The organism is Mesorhizobium sp. B2-8-3 (genome assembly GCF_006440815.1).
In the GTDB taxonomy this organism is placed as follows: Bacteria; Pseudomonadota; Alphaproteobacteria; order Rhizobiales; family Rhizobiaceae; genus Mesorhizobium.
The window spans coordinates 1-15972 of record NZ_VFTW01000044.1 but is presented as its reverse complement, the minus strand read 5'-3'; the positions used below and the strand labels follow the sequence as shown (position 1 = coordinate 15972).

Here is a 15972-nt window from a genome sequence, read left to right as displayed (position 1 = left end):
CTCACCGCCTGCGTCGCCTTCGGAACGATCGCTCATCGTGTTCGTCATTGATAAGCTGTGGGCACGCTGATGGGTTGAACGTCAACAGCCATCCGGCTGAGCATCACAAAGTTCCGAATCTCAACCGGACTCGCCAGCAGTTGATCGAGCCGATCAAACAGCGGCTTCAGATGCGGCATCGCCAGATGCCGGTCGAGATCGTCCTTCGAGCGCCAGTTCTCATAGAACATGAACACGCATGGGTCGGCCGGGTCGACGTGAAAATCATAACTGATGCACCCGTCCTCGGCGCGCGTCGGCTCGACGAAGCCCGACAGGATCTCCTGCAATTCCTCGCGGGTTTCGGGCTTTGCGATCACAGTGCCGATCACCGTGTGGGGAACTGTCATCATTTCCTTCCCTGGCTCAGCGCAACGGCCAGGATGATGATGGCACCACGCGCAATGAGCTGCTGGCTGAATTCCAGCCCCATGAGTATCAGGCCGTTGTTGATGAGGCCGATCATCAGCGCGCCGACGATCGTGCCAATCACGGTGCCAGACCCGCCGAACAGGCTGGTGCCGCCAAGCACTGCCGCAGCGATGACCGACAACTCGTCGCCCTGACCGAGCTGGAAGCGGCCGGATTGCAGCCGCCCGGCGTAGAGCATGCCGGCAAGTGCTGCCGCCATGGCCGATATAATGAGGACGCGGAACTTGATCGACTTTGTGTCGATGCCGGAATAACGCGCCGCGACCTCGCCGCCGCCGGTGGCGAGCACGCGCCGGCCGAAGCTCGTTCGCCTCAGCACGACATGGCCGACGGCGCCCAGCACCAACATCCAGATCAGCAGGACAGGCACCGGCCCGATATTGCCGCCGCCAAAGATCCACGAATAGCCCTTCGAGATGATCGGCACCGCGGCTGTATCGCTCATCCACATCGCGGTGCCGGTGGCGATCCCCATCATGGCCAGCGTGGTGAGGAAGGACGGAATGCCGATGCGCGTCGTCAGCAGACCGTTGAAGATACCGACGACGGCACCGGTGGCGAGGCCCGCAACGATACCGGTAACCGGTCCACCGGCGTCGATCGCCATGGCCGTGGTGACCGAAACCAGCCCCGCCACCGCCCCGACGGACAGGTCGATCTCTCCCGCCGACAGCACGTAGGTCATGGCGATTGCCATGACCGCGATCATCGCCGTCTGGCGCACGATGTTGAGCAGGTTGTTAGGGTTGAGGAAGCCCTTGTCGAACAGGGTGATCGCGAACGCGATGAAGATCACCAGGAAGCCGATATAAATGATGTTCTGCCGCCAGTTGGCGAGACCTAGCCTTGCAAAGAGCCAAGGGACGGTGTCCCGGTCAGTGGACATGTGTTTCTCGCTTACTCTTGCTCATCGCGTTCTGGATAACGATCTGCAGCTTGCGCTCGGCGGCCTGCAGCTGCGCGACCGGATCGCCCGCTGGCGCCGACGGATCGTCGAGGTCGGCGCGGCTGACATCGTCCACCAGGCGGCCGGCCGAAACGATGATGATGCGGTCGCAGGCCGATAGCATCTCGGACAGCTCCGACGAAATCAGGACGATCCCCTTGCCAGCTTTCGCCAACTCGCGCACCAGCGTTATGATCTCGGACTTCGAGCCAATGTCGATGCCGGCGGTTGGTTCATCAAGGACGAGGATTTCCGGACCGGTCGAAAGCCATTTGCCGATGACGACTTTCTGCTGATTGCCGCCTGAAAGCGTACGCACCGCGCTGTCGCGCGATGCCGTCTTGATCCGCAGCCGAGCGATCTGTTCATCCGTCAGATCGCGTACTTTTTTTCCCGAGACAAATGTTTTGCGACTCAGCCGGTCCAGCACTGCGAGCGTGACGTTGGAGGCGACAGAATGCTCGGCAATCACGCCTTGACGCAGACGGTCCTCGGGTACCAGCGCCACGCCGGCTTCGATGGCTTCGCTCGGTTTCGTGATCATCACCGGTTTGCCGGCGATGCGTATCTCGCCTTCGACGACCGGATCGATTCCGGCAATGACGCGCGCGATTGCTGAACGTCCGGAACCGAGCAGTCCGGCCAGGCCGACCACTTCACCCCTGTTAACGACGAAGCTGACATTCTTCGGCTTTTCCGGGCCTGAAACGTTGTCGAGTTCCAGCAGCGGTTCGCCAAGACTCGACTGGCCGCGCACCACATCCGACAGGCCGCGCGAGCGCTTGCCGACGATATGCTCGATCATCGTTTCGACGGGCAGCTCCGACAATGGTGCGGTAACGACATGGCGGCCGTCACGCAGGATGGTGGCGCGGTCGGCGATGCGGGCGATCTCGTCCATCCGGTGCGAAACATAGATGATGGCAACGCCTTGCGACTTCAGCTTGCGCAGGAAAGCGAACAGGCGTTCGACATCGGAAATCGCCAGCGCCGTCGAGGGTTCGTCCAGCACCAGCACGCTTGCGTTTTGCGAGATCGCCTTGACGATCTCGGTCAATTGCCGCTGTCCCGCGCCCAGATCGCCGACGGTCGCCTTCGGATCGACCTCCACCTCGAGCATTTTGAACAGGTCCGCGGCACGCCTCTCGGCGGTACGGTCATCGATCAGGCCGAATGCACCCTTGGCTTCGCGGGTGAGAAACACGTTCTGCGCCACCGTCAGCGTCGGGATCAGACTCATTTCCTGGAAGATCATGGCGATGCCGGCCTTGCGCGAGGCTTCGGGCGATATCTCCATCAGCGGCTTACCATCGACGAGAACGGTGCCGGCGTCAGGCACATGCACGCCGTTCAGCACTTTGAGGATGGTCGACTTGCCGGCACCATTGCCGCCGAGCAGCGCGTGGATCTCGCCTCTTTCGACCTGCAGGTCGACATCGATCAACGCCTTGACCCCGCCAAAGGATTTGCTGACGCCCTTCATCTCCACCGCATGAACAGGCGTCCCAGCGGTCATGGTCTTACCTTGGTCCACTGACCGCTTTCACCGGATTCGATCAGTGCGTCGGCGACGCGCTCGGTCCTGTAGCCATCCTCGAAATTGGGCGACGGCTGCTTGCCCGAGACGATGGCCGAGAAGAAATCGAAACACTCGACAATCTTGGTTTCGGAGTAACCGATGCCGAGCGCCGGGATCGGCCAGAGGCCTGAGCCATAGGGGTGCGCCGGACCGGAATACACAGTCCTGAAGCCGCGCGCATCGGCAGGATCATCGGCAAACATCACCTGCAATTCGTCGCGCCGTTCGTAGTTGAACGCAATCGAGCCCTTGGTGCCGTGTATCTCGAAGGTGATGAAATTGTTGCGGCCATAGGCGTTGCGGGTCGCCTCGAGCGAACCGATGGCGCCGTCGGCGAACTTCAGCAGCGTCACCACCTCGTCGTCGACATCGACTTCGACGCGCTCGGCTCCGGTGTTCTTCTCGGCGGCGCCGAGCCTGTCGAGATTGCCGTGCTGGACAGGCCGCGTCTTGTTGTAGGTGCGCACCAATGCGCTGACCTCGGCGATCTCGCCCACCAGATAACGGGCAAGGTCGACGACGTGGGTGCCGATGTCGCCGATCGAACCCGAGCCAGCTATCTTCTTTTGAAAACGCCAGGACAATGGCGAGTCCGGATCGGCCGACCAGTCCTGCAGATAGGTGCCGCGGAAGTTCAAAATCTTGCCGATGCGGCCTTCCTCTATGTACTGGCGGGCGAGCGCCACTGCCGGTGTGCGCCTGTAGTTGAAGGCCACCATGTGGATGACGCCGGCCTTGTTGACGGCGTCGAGCATGGTCTTTGCTTCGTCGCCGCCGCGCGCCAGCGGCTTTTCGCAGATGATATGCTTGCCGGCCTGCGCTGCCGCAATCGCAATCTCAGCATGGCTATCGTTCGGAGTGACGATATCGATGACGTCGATGTCCGGTCTGGTCACCACCTTGCGCCAGTCCGCGGACGATTCCTCGAAGCCGTAGCGACGGCGGCCTTCGTCGGCCAGCGCATCGGTGATGTCGACCACCACTTTGCGCACCGGGTTGGCAGGCGCGGGCCAGAAAAACATCGGCATGGCCGCATAGGCCATTGCATGGGCCTTGCCCATGAAGCCGCCGCCAATCATCGCCACGTTGAACGTCCTGGTCATGATGGTCTCCTGATCGAATGAAGAAAGGCGCGGCCGGCAGGGAGTGCGCCGGCCGCGGGGCGCATTACATGCTGCCCTTGATCTTGTCGGTGGCCTCGGCGTGGTAGACGGCCTTCCAGCCCTCGAGCAGTGTGTCCTTGGTGACTGGAAGCGCCGGCAGGGCGACGAAGGCCGGCGCCTGCTTGCCGATCAGGCCGTAGCCGGCGAGCAACGCCTCGGTGACACCTTGATCGAACGGCCGCTGAGCCCCCAGACCCTTAACGAAGCCGCCGCTCGCCATATTGATGGCGACGTTCTCACCGAGGTCGCAAGTGGTGATGACGAGGTCGTCACGGCCGGCGGTGCGCGCCGCCGAGATGACGCCCTCGGCCGGCACGTCCCACACGGCCCAGATGCCATTGATGGTCGGATTGGAGGTGAGGATCGCCGATGCCGCCTTGTCGGCGTCTCCGGAGAAGTCGGGACCGCCGATGCCTTGTTCGGCGACGATCTTGATGTCGGGATAGTTGTCGGCGATCGTCTTCTTGAAGGCGTCATAGCGCTGCTTGGTGACGAAGAAGTCGGCGGCGTGGAAAATAAGGCCGATGTCACCCTTGCCGCCCAATGCCTTGGCCATCAGATGCGCTGCCGCGACACCGTTGCCGTAATTGTCGGCCGAGACGACGGAGACGTAGTCCTTGCCGGCGACAAGGCCGGCCGGGACGTTGTCCATGAACACGAGCTTCACGCCCTTGTCGGCGACGGCCTTGTAGGCGGAGGCTGTCGCGGAGGGGTCAGTCGGAATCGAGACGATGATCTTGGGGTTCTGCGCCATCACCGTTTCGAGGTCCGCGACCTGCTTTTCCGGCTTGAAGCCGGCATCCGTAGTGGCGATCACCTCGATGCCCATCTTGCCGAACTGGTCCTTGAGCCCGGCGATCTGCGCACGCGACCAGTCATTGCCGCCGTAATGCATGACGATCGCCGCCGTGGCCTTCATGGCTTTGATCTTTGCCAGTTCCTCCTCGCTCAATGTCACAGCGGAGGCCGGCGCCGGCGTTTCGCCGTTTGGTCCTTTCGAAAGGACGGTCTTCTGCAGCTCGGCAAGGGCTGAATCCGGATCGGCGAAGGCGGGGGCAGCTGTGTAGAGGCTGGTGGCCAGCAGAGCCGCCGTGAAAGCTCCGGCTATTGTCTTGAAATGCGTCATTTCGGTCTCCTCCCTGATGACAGGCGCAATGCCCGTCGGTTCAACTCGGCCCTATGGCCTTTTTCAGATAGTTCATGCTGAGTTCCGCCCCTTGCTTCGGGTCAGGCCAGGCATCGAGCTCGGCGGCGATCCATCCAGAAAATCCGGTATCCTTGAGCGCATCGATGATCGGCGCCATGGCGAGATCGCCGCGGTCGAGCGGCGTGAAGGCGAAGGGATCACGCTGCCAGCCCTTGAGATGGACGTAGCTGATACGGTCCCTGAATTCGCGGATCTGCGCGGCCGGATCCCCGCCGGCGGCAGCCAGATGCGCAGTGTCCGGACAAAAATCGATCGCGGTGTGCCTGAAGACCTCACGGACTTCATCGGGCCCCTCGACAATCGTCGACAGGTGCGGGTGATAGTGCGCGCGCAAGCCCGCTTTGGCCGCGATGTCGATGACCTTGTCCAGCGCCGCGCCGAGGCGCTTGAAATCGTCCTGCTGGCGGCCGCTCGCACGCTTGGCGCCACCACCGACCACAAGGTGCGCGGCGCCCAGTTCCGCGGCGGCACCCGCCACACGTTCTATGCGCGCCAGTTCCTCGCCCAGGATATCGTCGAAAATGAAGTTGGCGCCTGAATAGCCGGCAACGAGCACGACGCCAGACTGCTTCAACGCTTCGCGCAACTCGCCATAGCGGCCTTCATAGTCCAGAAGATTGCCGTCGAAGAGTTCGGTGCCCGCATATCCGGCCGCGCCAATGTCGTGGATCGCCTGCTCCATATCGCCGAAAGTGCGATAGGTCAGCTGAGTAATCGACGTCACACCGACGGCATTGCCGCCAAGCGCGCCCCAGCAATTCGCGTGATAGGCCAGCTTCACCTGCATGTATGTTTCCTCCTGCGCAACCGGAAGCTCAGGTCGCCTTGCCGCGGCCAGACCCGACCTCAAGTCGGCTCTCCTCCAACTCGACCCGAACTTATGCGCGCAGTTTCGCCGCCGTCAATCATTAAAATGCAAAAGCTGGCGTACTTTTGTTGAAAAACAGCAGAAGTTAATGCTTGATCCGTAAATGTGTGCGCGCTACCCATGCCGAGCGGGACGACTGGCCAGAAGCTCGAGATGAGGCGCGACAAGGGTATGGACGAGGGCGGCACGGCGGCCGGAGACATTGCCAAGCCGCGGCGCGCCGCAGGCCGGCCACGCGCCAGCGAATCCGCACATGGAAGCCTGGCCATGCTTCTCAATCTTGTGCGGACAGGGGCAGCGACGACCCGCCAGGGGCTGGAGAACCAGTCCGAACTTGGGCGAGCTGTCGTTGCCGACCGTCTGGCTACATTGCTTCGGCTCGGGCTGATCGAGGAAGGCGAGCTTGGGCCGGCCATTGGCGGTCGGGCACCTCGCCATGTTCGCTTCCGGCCGCGTGTGGGAATGATCCTGGTCGCCGTGCTGGATCATTCGTCGCTTGCAGTTGGCGTATCCGATCTCTCTGGAGGTCTGCTGGCGGAGCATCATGAGGCCGTCGAGCTCGCGGCGGGACCGGAACCGGTGGTCCAGCGGCTGGCAACGCTATTTGCCTGGATGCTGGAGGAGCATGGCAGCGAGGCTGCCATCTGGGGCGTTGGACTGGCGGTGCCGGGAGCCGTCGAGAAATCGGATGGCCAGCGGCTCTTCGCCCCGGCGCTGAACGCGTTCCAGAACTGGGACGGTTTTCCGTTTGTCGAGCAGCTGGCCACCGCGGTCGGCGCGCCCGTGTGGGTGCGGAGCGGCGTTCAGACGATGACCATGGGCGAGCTGAAATCCGGCAGCGGCATCGGCCTGACAGATATGATTTTCGTCAAGCTTGGACGCTCGATCGGCGCCGGCGTGATATCGGAAGGCGTGCTGCATAGGGGCGCGCAGGGCGCAGCGGGCATGATAGGCCATACATTCATCGAGGGCGGAACCCTCGAGAGCGTCGCGGGCAGCGAAGTGCTGGGACGCGAGGCGCGTCTGGCCGCCGAAAGCGGACGCAGCGCATATCTTGCCGAAGTGCTGGCGCGTGCAGGCGATGTCACCATCACCGATGCCGGCCACGGCGCCCAGCTGGGTGATACGTTTTGCATCGATCTTCTGGGGCGCTGCGGCCGCGCCGTTGGTGAGGTCCTGGCGCCCCTTGCCAATCTTCTCAACCCATCGTTGATCGCGCTCGGCGGTAACGTGGCAGAGACCGGGGATATCCTGCTGGCGGCGGTGCGCGAGGCGGTCTACCGCCAGGCGCATCCGGTCGTCACCCGCGACCTGCGCATCGTGCGCTCGCAGATGGGCGGATCGGCCGGGCTGGTCGGCGCCGCGCAGGTTGTAGCGGAATCGCTGTTCGATGCGCGTTTCCTTCAGGGCTGGATCACGCTTGGTTCGCCGCGCGAGCATCCCGAATTCAAAGAATTCCTCGCGCAGGCTTCAGCCGAAAGCAGCAACCGGCCAGTCAGACCCAGACCGCCGGCAGGGATGCCGGCCTAGCATTTGCCAATCGACTCAATGCCGCGACAATCCGGGGAGGTTAGAAAATGGCGATCACGGGCCTTGGGCCGCATGGCGAAAGAGCGGTTCCCGCCGATCAGGTCGGACTGTCGGAGGCCGACGCCGATGCCGCCCGCAGCCGGCGTTTCGCGGTGGCCGTCGTTCTGCACACCACAATGAGCGACTGGGCAAAGGAGGAACTGGCCGGGATGGTCACGACACTTGGCCGCTATGGCGCCGCGGTGGTCGAGGTCATCGATTGCGCCTTCGACGTCGACAGGCAGATTTCCGAATTGCTCCGCCTTGCCGGTGAACCGGTCGACGCGGTGGTTTCGATTCCCATCGGCAGCAGCCGGGCCGCCGATGCGCATCGCGCCATAGCCGGCGCGGGAAAAAAGCTTGTCCTGCTCGATAATGCTCCGACCGGCATGCTTCCCGGAAAGGACTATGTCAGCGTCATTTCCACCGACAATTTCGGTCTCGGGCAAATCAGCGCGGAACTGCTTGCGCCGCATGTGCCTCAAGGCGGCAAGGTCGGCGTTCTGGCCTACGGCGTGGATTTCTTCGCCACCCATGAGCGCGAGATCGCTTTCCGCAAATGGATGGCGGCCCGGCGGCCGGACCTTGCTGTCGTGCGCGGCAAGTTCGCCGATGTGACGCAGGCGCGAACCGCGACCGCGGCCCTGCTGCAGGATAATCCCGATCTTTCCGGGCTGTTTGCCGTATGGGACGTGCCTGCAATGGGTGCCGCCGCGGCGATCCGAGAATCCGGTAAGACGATACCGATAACCACCGTCGACCTTGGCAACGAGGTAGCGACCGACCTTGCCAATGGCGGCCTGATAAAAGGAATTGCCGCCCAGTTGCCTTACGACCAGGGGAGCGCTGCCGGCGTCGCCACCATCCTTGGGCTGCTGGAACGCCGGCCTCCGCCGTGGATCGCGCTTCCCGGGCTGAGCGTGACAGCCGCCAATGTGGTGGAAGCCTATCAGGTCGTGTGGCGTGCTCCGGCCCCCGCCGGCCTGCTCAGAGCTCGCAGGCTTCGAAGCGATTGAACCGGGCAGGCGCAACGACCCGCCTTTGCTTCGTTCCGAGAGTCCCGTCGTTACCCGGTCTGTGGAAGCTACTTGCCCGACTGCGAAGCGTTGCCCTGACCCAAACAGGATGATGAGCCAAAGGCCAGTAACCGCAACGGCCAGTCGCGGCAAGGTGCCTGTCAGGTGCATGCACAGCGTGGGAGACCGCCCATTCATCCGCAAATGGCCGTCTGCACCCAGCCTTAGCCCAGAATGGCGCTGCTGCCGTTGCTTTGCAGTCAGGCATATCGCCGCTATGTCTCGGCAAGCTCCTCGGCGGCTTCTTGGACTCCGTGCGCAGCCGCTCGCTCCAGCCAAATGCGGGCGGCGGCGGAGTCATGCTCGCCGGCAATGCCCGTGGAGAGATAGCGGCCAAGCATGAGTTGGGCATGCCCATGGCCTCTTTCAGCGGCGGCTTCGAACCATTTCTGCGCAGCTTTGTGGTCGAGTGACAGGCCTTGCCCGGCCTCGTAAAGTGCCCCGATCGCGAACATCGCCCCAGCATGGCCTGTAGCCGCGGCTTGCTTGAAAAGATGTGCGGCGGTCACGAAAGAGCGTTCCCCGCCACGGCCACTGTAAAGCATTTCGGCGAGAGCCACCTGCGCGTCCACGATGCCTGCCTTGGCAGCCCGCTCAAACCAGATGCGGGCCTGCCTCTGGTCAGCGATCATGCCTCGTCCATCCTGAAGCATGCGGGCATACATGTATTGCGCCTCGGCCACGCCTTCCGCTGCGCGCGCCATCCAATGCGCAGCCCGCTCCTGGTCCTTACCCACACCAATACCTTCTGCGAAACAGAGACCAAGATTGAACGCCGCAACCAGATCACCCGATGACGCGGTTGCCCCAAACCATCCAGCGACGCTGATACCGTCATCCGGTTCGCCTGCTCCTTCAAGAACAAGGTTCGCGAGATCAACCTGGGATTCACGATTGCCTCTGGCTGCGGCGGCACGCAGCAATCGCGTTCCTTCTTCGGCGTCCTGAGCTACGCCATTGCCCGAGAGATAGAGCGAAGCCAAGGCGCGGGCAGCCGGCTGGTGGCCCCCATCTGCCGCCCGCCGATACCACGTCGCGGCCTCTGCATAGTCTCGCAGGCCTCCCCCCGAGTACAGTTCGCCAACGCGATAGGCGGCGTCGACATTTCCCGCCAGCGCGGCGCGACGCATCCAGGCCTCGCCGGCGACGGCGTCCCGATCCGCCAAGCCACCCTCGATCAGCGCAAGCCCCAGCCGGAACTGGGCAGATGCGAGTCCCCGTTCAGCTGCATCCTGATAGAGCTTGTGAGCTGCCTCGAGATCGACGGGCACGCCCATTCCGTGCTCGGTGAGGATGGCAAGCAGGTAGATGGCCGTCGGCAGGCCGGCATCCGCCGCGCGCCGAACCTCTGCGGCAATCCTGCTTCTTTGCTCCGGTTGCCTCAGCCGGACCAAGGAAAGGGCAAGGCCGAGGCATCCTTCCGGGCAGCCGGCCGCCGCGGACTTCTCGTACCAGCCATGCGCGGCATCGAGATCGCGCATCGCGTCCGGGCCTTTGCTTAGGATGTAGCCTAGCAGGGCCTGCCCTGTTGCGGAGCCGGACTCGGCGGCTTTTCGCGCGAGGTCGAGCGCTGCCGCGAAGTCTGGTTCTCGCAAGGAATTTCGATCGAACAAACCTTCCGAACCGGCGTCAGCTTCCTGTCCCGCAACCCCCGCTACGCACAACGCAGCAAGCAGCGCCTGCGCGTCTGGACTGCCGCGATCGGCTGCTCGCCGCAGCCAACGTGCCCCTTCCGAGTGGCTGGGTGGCACGCCAGTGCCTTCCAAATAGCAGCGGCCGACCCGGTATTGCGCTTCCACGATGCCCGCGCGTGCCGCTATACCCATCAGCGCAAAGGATTCCGCAGGCTTCCCGCTGTCGGAAAGTTGGAGCGCCCGGCGAAAAGCCAGGGCGGGATGGATGCGTCCAGTCAGGCGGTCGAGCATAGCCATCCTATGGCTCCCGCATCGCTTCCTGTCCGATCGGCAACATGGCGCCAAGCATGTATTTGAGCACTGTGCGGCGACCGACCTTGACGTCAGCGGTGACAGGCATGCCGGGGCTGATCGCGAAACCGGCGGGCAACCCATGAAGAGCGACGTCGTCGATGGATATCTGGGTGCGATAGAACTGGTCTGCATCCGAAGGAAGCATGGCCAGTGAACTGTTTGGATCGCGCGCCTGTTCTCTGGCCGAAAACGAATCCGGGCTGACCGCTCGAACCGTGCCATGCGCCAGGCCATACTGTGAATAGGCGAAGGTGTCGAACTTGATAGCCACGGAATCGCCTACATGAACGAAGCCACTGCTACGGCCGATGATATTGGTCTCAACCTCGAGCACTGCATCGGCGGGAACCAGCGTGATGAAGCGTTCGCCAGACTGCAAGACGGAGCCGACGGAGACCTTGGCTACTGATTGAACCGTCGCGTCGGCCTCGCTCCTTAGCTCCACCAGTTGCTTGCGAAGCTTCGCCTTGTTTAGAAGCTCGCGAGCATCCGACATGCGTGAATTGGCTTCCGAAAGGCTCTGCGAGACCTCGGCGCGCCAGCTCTGAATGTAACCGTCTCGGTCGGCCGCGGCAGCGGCCTGCTGGCGCTTGGCGGCTTCTGTCGTCTGCTCGGCGTTGCTCAGCGAACGCGACATTTCCGCCGAATTGTCCTCAGCTAGAAGCGTGTTGAGACGGCTTCCAACCTGCCTTTCTTCGAGTTGCTGACGCATCTTTTCGATCGACGCCGCAACTGCGAGCCGCTGCCGATACCCCTCGGCGTCGGACTGCGAGCGCGAGATGACGGAACTCAGTTCGTCACGCTGCCGGTCGAAGCTTTCAAGCTTTGCGTCGTAGACCGCCTTGCGACGTTCGTAGATCGAGGCCTGCAGCGTCCAGCTTGGGTCCAGTCCATCGTAGTTGAAGGGCTTGTCATCGACCTCCGCCTTCAGGCGCGCTACTTCGGCTTCAAGCGTCGTGACCTGGGTCGCCAGCGCCGTGAGATCGGCCGAGGCGAAGGTGGCATCGAGCCTGGCCAGCAGTTGGCCGGCCTTCACACGCTGTCCTTCGCGCACCTCGATCGACCGAACAATCGCCGTCTCCAGTGGCTGGACGATGATGTTGGGCGATTGCGAGACCACGAGCCCCCTCGTCGTGACGACCTGATCGACCGGTATCAGCGCGGCAAGCGCGATCAGCGCAACAACCATGCTGGTGATGATCCACACGACGCTGCGTGCCACCCACGGAATTGGCGCATTGGCGACCGCCGTCGACGGCCACTGGAATTCGAGAATGGCAGGAACCGTCGGATCGCTGGCCTCTCGCCGGCGCCGGGGAACTGGAAGGGTGGAATAGGTGGTGCTGCTCATGGCCGGTCTCACACAGGGCGAGGCGGCACAGCCGCCAGACGGCTATGGCGGCCGTCAAGATGCCGGTTTTGCTGGAGCCAGAGCTGGCGGTAGACACCGCACCGCTCCAGGAGCACCGAGTGAGGAGCGACATCGAGAACCTTACCCTGGTCCATGACCAGGATCTGGTCGCATTCGGTAAGCGAGGCGAGCCGGTGCGAAACGATGATCATGGTACGCCCGCTGGCGATACGAATGAGATTGGCGCTGACCACCGCTTCGCTCTCCGGGTCGAGCGCGCTCGTCGCTTCGTCGAGTATGAGGATGGTCGGGTCGTGAATGAGCGCGCGGGCGATTGCCAGCCGCTGCTTCTGACCGCCAGAGAGATTGGGCGAACCTTCCTCGATATAGGTGTCGTAGCCGTTTGGCATGCGTTCGATGAACTCGGCAGCACCTGCCAAGTGGGCGGCACGCATGGCGTCGGAAAGCGTCAAGCCAGGACGTCCCGCGATGATGTTGTCCCTGATCGAGCCGCGGAACAAGAAATTGTCTTGAAGGACGACACCCAGGCCCTGGCGAAGATGGCGAAGGTTGATTTCCTTGAGATCGACTCCATCCAGCTTGAGGAACCCGCTATAGTCGCGATTGATGCCCTGCAACAGGCGCGCGATCGTCGATTTTCCTGATCCGCTGCGTCCGACGACCCCGAACATCGTGCCGGCCGGGACATCGAAGCTGACCCTGTCGAGTGCCGGTGTCTTGGTGCCGATGTAACTGAAGGTCAGATCGCTGAACTTGATCTCGCCGACGAGCTTCGGCCGCAAGCCGGCGGAATTGGAGCTGCTTTCCAACGGGCGATTGAGAACCCCAGCTGCCTCGCCAATCGCCGCGCCGACCTCTTCATAATCCTCGACCAGCCGCGCTAGACCGACCAGCGGCTGCGCGACGCGTTGCGCGATCATCATGAAGGCAAACAGGCTGCCGACCATATAGCCCGACCGGTCGTTCATCGCGAGATAGGCGCCGATCAGCATGGTGCCGAGGACCATCGCGCGCTCGATCGGCGTGACGAGAGTTTGCGGCCAGTTGGCCAGTTGCCCGAAGGCAAGACGCGCCTTGCCCGCGTCGGCCACCCGTTCGTCCCACAGCGCCTTGCGTTGCGGCTCCAGCCCGAGCGCCTTGACGGTCTTGATGCCGACGACAGTCTCGCCGAGCGCGGCCGCCTTCCAGGTCTCGGCGTCGACCACGTTCTGATAGCGTCGGCGCAGCGGCGCAAGGAAGGCGAAGATAATCGCCATGATCACGACCGCGCAGGCGAGCACCATCCAGGCGAGCGTGGCGTTGATGTAGAACATGACCGGGATCAGGACGCAGAGCGTGATCAGATCCAGGAATGTGCTGAGCAGCTTTCCGGTCAGGAACTCGCGGATGCGATAGACTTGAGCGAGATGGTACATCGTCTCGCCAGCCGGATGCCGCTCGAAATAGTCGAGCGGCAGGCGCAACAACCTGCTGAAGACATGCAGATTGAGCTTGGTGTCCAGGCGCGCACCGACGACATTAATGATCAGTCGTCGAGCGTGACCGAGCAGCGTCTCGTAAAGGAAGACGACGGCGATGACCGCTGAGAGAAGCACCAGAGTGGGGATACTGCTGAACTGCAGCACCTTGTTGACGACCGTCATGACGATGAGGGGCGGCAGAATCGCTAGAATGCTCAGCGTGAACGAAGCGATGCCAATGTCCCGCAGCGGCCGGCTCTCGAGCCGCACCAAATCGATAAGCCAGCCGAAGGTGAAGGGCGCATCCGCCGCGATATAAGACCTCGCTGCCCGCAAAAGGACGGCCTCGCCCGACCATACCTGCAGCAGGCGGAGCTCATCGATGGCAACAGCTTCCGCGTCATCCGGCGCATCGACGCTCTTGAGGAAAACGACATTGCGTTCGGCGCTAGCCCCGGTAAGGAGGCCGGCGCCGCCATCGGTGAAAAGCAAGACGATCGGCCCTGCGTGTTCGAAGCGCAACAGATGCGACCAGCGGATACGCAGCGCGCGCGACCACATGCCGGCGTTCTGTGCCCACTGGGAGAGATCGGAAGCACTTGGAGCCGGACCGGCGATTGCCGCCCTGAATTCGTTCGGATCGAGGTCGACTCCGTGATAGCGGGCGACCTGCAGCATCGCCTTGATGCGCGGCCCTGTCCGATCGAACGCCGCGGGGCCGCCAGGAACCCATTCCGCTGCGCCCTCGCTCCGACCTTTGCCGGTCATGTCCACTTCGACATCGTCACGGATCGGGACAGGCAGGACTTCGGAGTTTCGAGGCACGCTCACCATAAGCTCCCCTTGCGGTCTAAAAGCGAGGGTTCGGGGGTGTTCCCCGCACACCGCCCCAATCCGGAAAGTCGGCAACATCCATCATAGACCGAACCGCCCCGCGGTGCGAGCTCGTTGCCGGCGTCCAAGACGTGGCTACGCGGACCCCGCGTTTCCGCAAGGCCCGCGCGCATTGTTTTGACCAACACTCAGTCATGCGGCTTCAGAATATCCTTCAGAGCCTTCTTCAGTGTGTCGTCGGTCTGGCCATAGCCGGCACCCTGCTTGCCCTTGTCCTGGGTCAGGTCGGACGTCGCGCCGGACGGCTTGTTCTGGTTCTGGCCGAAACCCTTGACCGTGTTGAGAACGTTCAAGAGATCGGTCGTCACCGAGCTGATCGCCTGGCTGACGAGTTGCTTGAACGAACCGCCGCCGCCACTGCCGTCCGAGCCGGACTGCAGGAACTGCTTGACGTCCGTCAGCCCCAGCGTGCTGGCCGTAACGGTCGCATGTGGGCCTCCGTTGCCATTGCCCTGGCCACCGGCAGAGTTGCCCTGCCCTTGGTGCGAGCTGTTGTCGCCATTGTTGTGGTCGCCGGAATTGCCTGGCGCGTCCTGTTGGCCGTTGCCATGCCCGTTGTTACCCTGCGGACCACCCTGGTCACCAGTCCCACCGTCCGATCCTGTCGCTCCGGTCGGGCCGGTTGACCCGGTCCCACCGGTCGATCCAGTTGAACCGGTAGCACCTGTCGAGCCGGTGGATCCCGTGGCTCCAGTTGCGCCTGCGGCTCCAGTTGCTCCCGTGGCTCCGGTCGAACCGGTGGCTCCGGTTGCGCCCGTTGCTCCAGTCGATCCCGTGGCACCAGTTGCTCCGGTCGAACCCGTGGCTCCGGTTGCTCCGGTAGAGCCCGTGGCACCGGTTGCTCCAGTCGAGCCGGTAGCTCCAGTAGCTCCGGTCGAACCGGTTGCACCCGTTGCTCCGGTCGAACCGGTTGCACCCGTTGCTCCGGTCGAGCCCGTTGCACCGGTTGCTCCGGTCGAGCCGGTAGCTCCAGTTGCTCCGGTCGAGCCCGTGGCACCGGTTGCTCCGGTCGAGCCGGTAGCTCCAGTTGCTCCGGTCGAGCCGGTGGCACCGGTTGCTCCGGTCGAGCCCGTAGCACCGGTTGCTCCGGTCGAGCCGGTTGCACCAGTTGCTCCGGTCGAGCCGGTGGCACCGGTTGCTCCAGTCGAGCCGGTTGCTCCAGTTGCTCCGGTCGAGCCCGTGGCTCCAGTTGCTCCGGTAGAGCCCGTGGCACCCGTTGCTCCAGTCGAGCCGGTAGCTCCAGTTGCTCCGGTGGCTCCGGTCGAACCGGTAGCTCCAGTTGCTCCGGTCGAGCCCGTGGCACCGGTCGAGCCGGTTGCGCCTGTCGCTCCGGTCTCACCCGTGGCTCCGGTTGCTCCAGTCGAGCCCGTGGCTCCAGT

The 15972-nt window shown here is 63.2% G+C and carries 11 protein-coding genes and 1 pseudogene; 2 read left to right on the top strand and 10 right to left on the bottom strand.

All coding sequences use genetic code 11. The annotated features are described in order from the left end of the window. Positions 1-44: 44 nt before the first annotated feature. The 6 genes from FJ418_RS31250 to FJ418_RS31225 form a co-directional block, all read right to left on the bottom strand. Positions 45-389, bottom strand: coding sequence for a putative quinol monooxygenase (locus FJ418_RS31250; RefSeq protein ID WP_140872114.1), 345 nt, complete (start codon positions 387-389; stop codon positions 45-47). Next, positions 389-1357, bottom strand: coding sequence for an ABC transporter permease (locus FJ418_RS31245; RefSeq protein WP_140872112.1), 969 nt, complete (start codon positions 1355-1357; stop codon positions 389-391). The genes FJ418_RS31250 and FJ418_RS31245 overlap by 1 nt, the downstream gene beginning before the upstream one ends. Further along, positions 1347-2933: a sugar ABC transporter ATP-binding protein gene (locus FJ418_RS31240; RefSeq protein ID WP_140872110.1), complete on the bottom strand. Its 1587-nt coding sequence runs from the start codon at positions 2931-2933 to the stop codon at positions 1347-1349. Before FJ418_RS31240 ends, FJ418_RS31245 begins: the two co-directional genes overlap by 11 nt. Continuing rightward, the gene (locus tag FJ418_RS31235; RefSeq protein ID WP_140872108.1) at positions 2930-4099 is read right to left on the bottom strand and encodes a Gfo/Idh/MocA family oxidoreductase; all 1170 of its coding nucleotides are present in this window, start codon (positions 4097-4099) and stop codon (positions 2930-2932) included. The genes FJ418_RS31240 and FJ418_RS31235 overlap by 4 nt, the downstream gene beginning before the upstream one ends. Positions 4100-4163: 64 nt before the next feature. Then, positions 4164-5285: a substrate-binding domain-containing protein gene (locus FJ418_RS31230; RefSeq protein WP_140646909.1), complete on the bottom strand. Its 1122-nt coding sequence runs from the start codon at positions 5283-5285 to the stop codon at positions 4164-4166. A gap of 40 nt (positions 5286-5325) precedes the next feature. Continuing rightward, positions 5326-6153 (bottom strand): sugar phosphate isomerase/epimerase, encoded by an 828-nt coding sequence (locus FJ418_RS31225; RefSeq protein WP_140872106.1) that lies wholly within the window; start codon positions 6151-6153, stop codon positions 5326-5328. 252 nt (positions 6154-6405) lie between these two features. Between FJ418_RS31225 and FJ418_RS31220 the strand changes: the two genes are divergently transcribed. Both FJ418_RS31220 and FJ418_RS31215 read left to right on the top strand, forming a co-directional pair. Beyond that, a complete protein-coding gene (locus tag FJ418_RS31220; protein WP_246683296.1) occupies positions 6406-7764 on the top strand; it encodes an ROK family protein in 1359 nt (452 codons plus the stop codon). A gap of 47 nt (positions 7765-7811) precedes the next feature. Beyond that, positions 7812-8819 (top strand): substrate-binding domain-containing protein, encoded by a 1008-nt coding sequence (locus tag FJ418_RS31215; protein WP_140704981.1) that lies wholly within the window; start codon positions 7812-7814, stop codon positions 8817-8819. 275 nt (positions 8820-9094) lie between these two features. On the opposite strand, the gene FJ418_RS31210 is transcribed toward FJ418_RS31215, so the two are convergent. From FJ418_RS31210 to FJ418_RS31195, 4 genes and pseudogenes are all read right to left on the bottom strand, one after another. Beyond that, positions 9095-10810 (bottom strand): SEL1-like repeat protein, encoded by a 1716-nt coding sequence (locus FJ418_RS31210; RefSeq protein WP_140872104.1) that lies wholly within the window; start codon positions 10808-10810, stop codon positions 9095-9097. Position 10811: 1 nt separating this feature from the next. Then, positions 10812-12218, bottom strand: a complete 1407-nt coding sequence (locus FJ418_RS31205; RefSeq protein ID WP_140646913.1) for an HlyD family type I secretion periplasmic adaptor subunit — start codon at positions 12216-12218, stop codon at positions 10812-10814. A gap of 8 nt (positions 12219-12226) precedes the next feature. Next, positions 12227-14533: a peptidase domain-containing ABC transporter gene (locus tag FJ418_RS31200; protein WP_140872102.1), complete on the bottom strand. Its 2307-nt coding sequence runs from the start codon at positions 14531-14533 to the stop codon at positions 12227-12229. Positions 14534-14721: 188 nt separating this feature from the next. After that, positions 14722-15972: pseudogene (locus FJ418_RS31195) on the bottom strand (hypothetical protein); the annotation flags it as partial.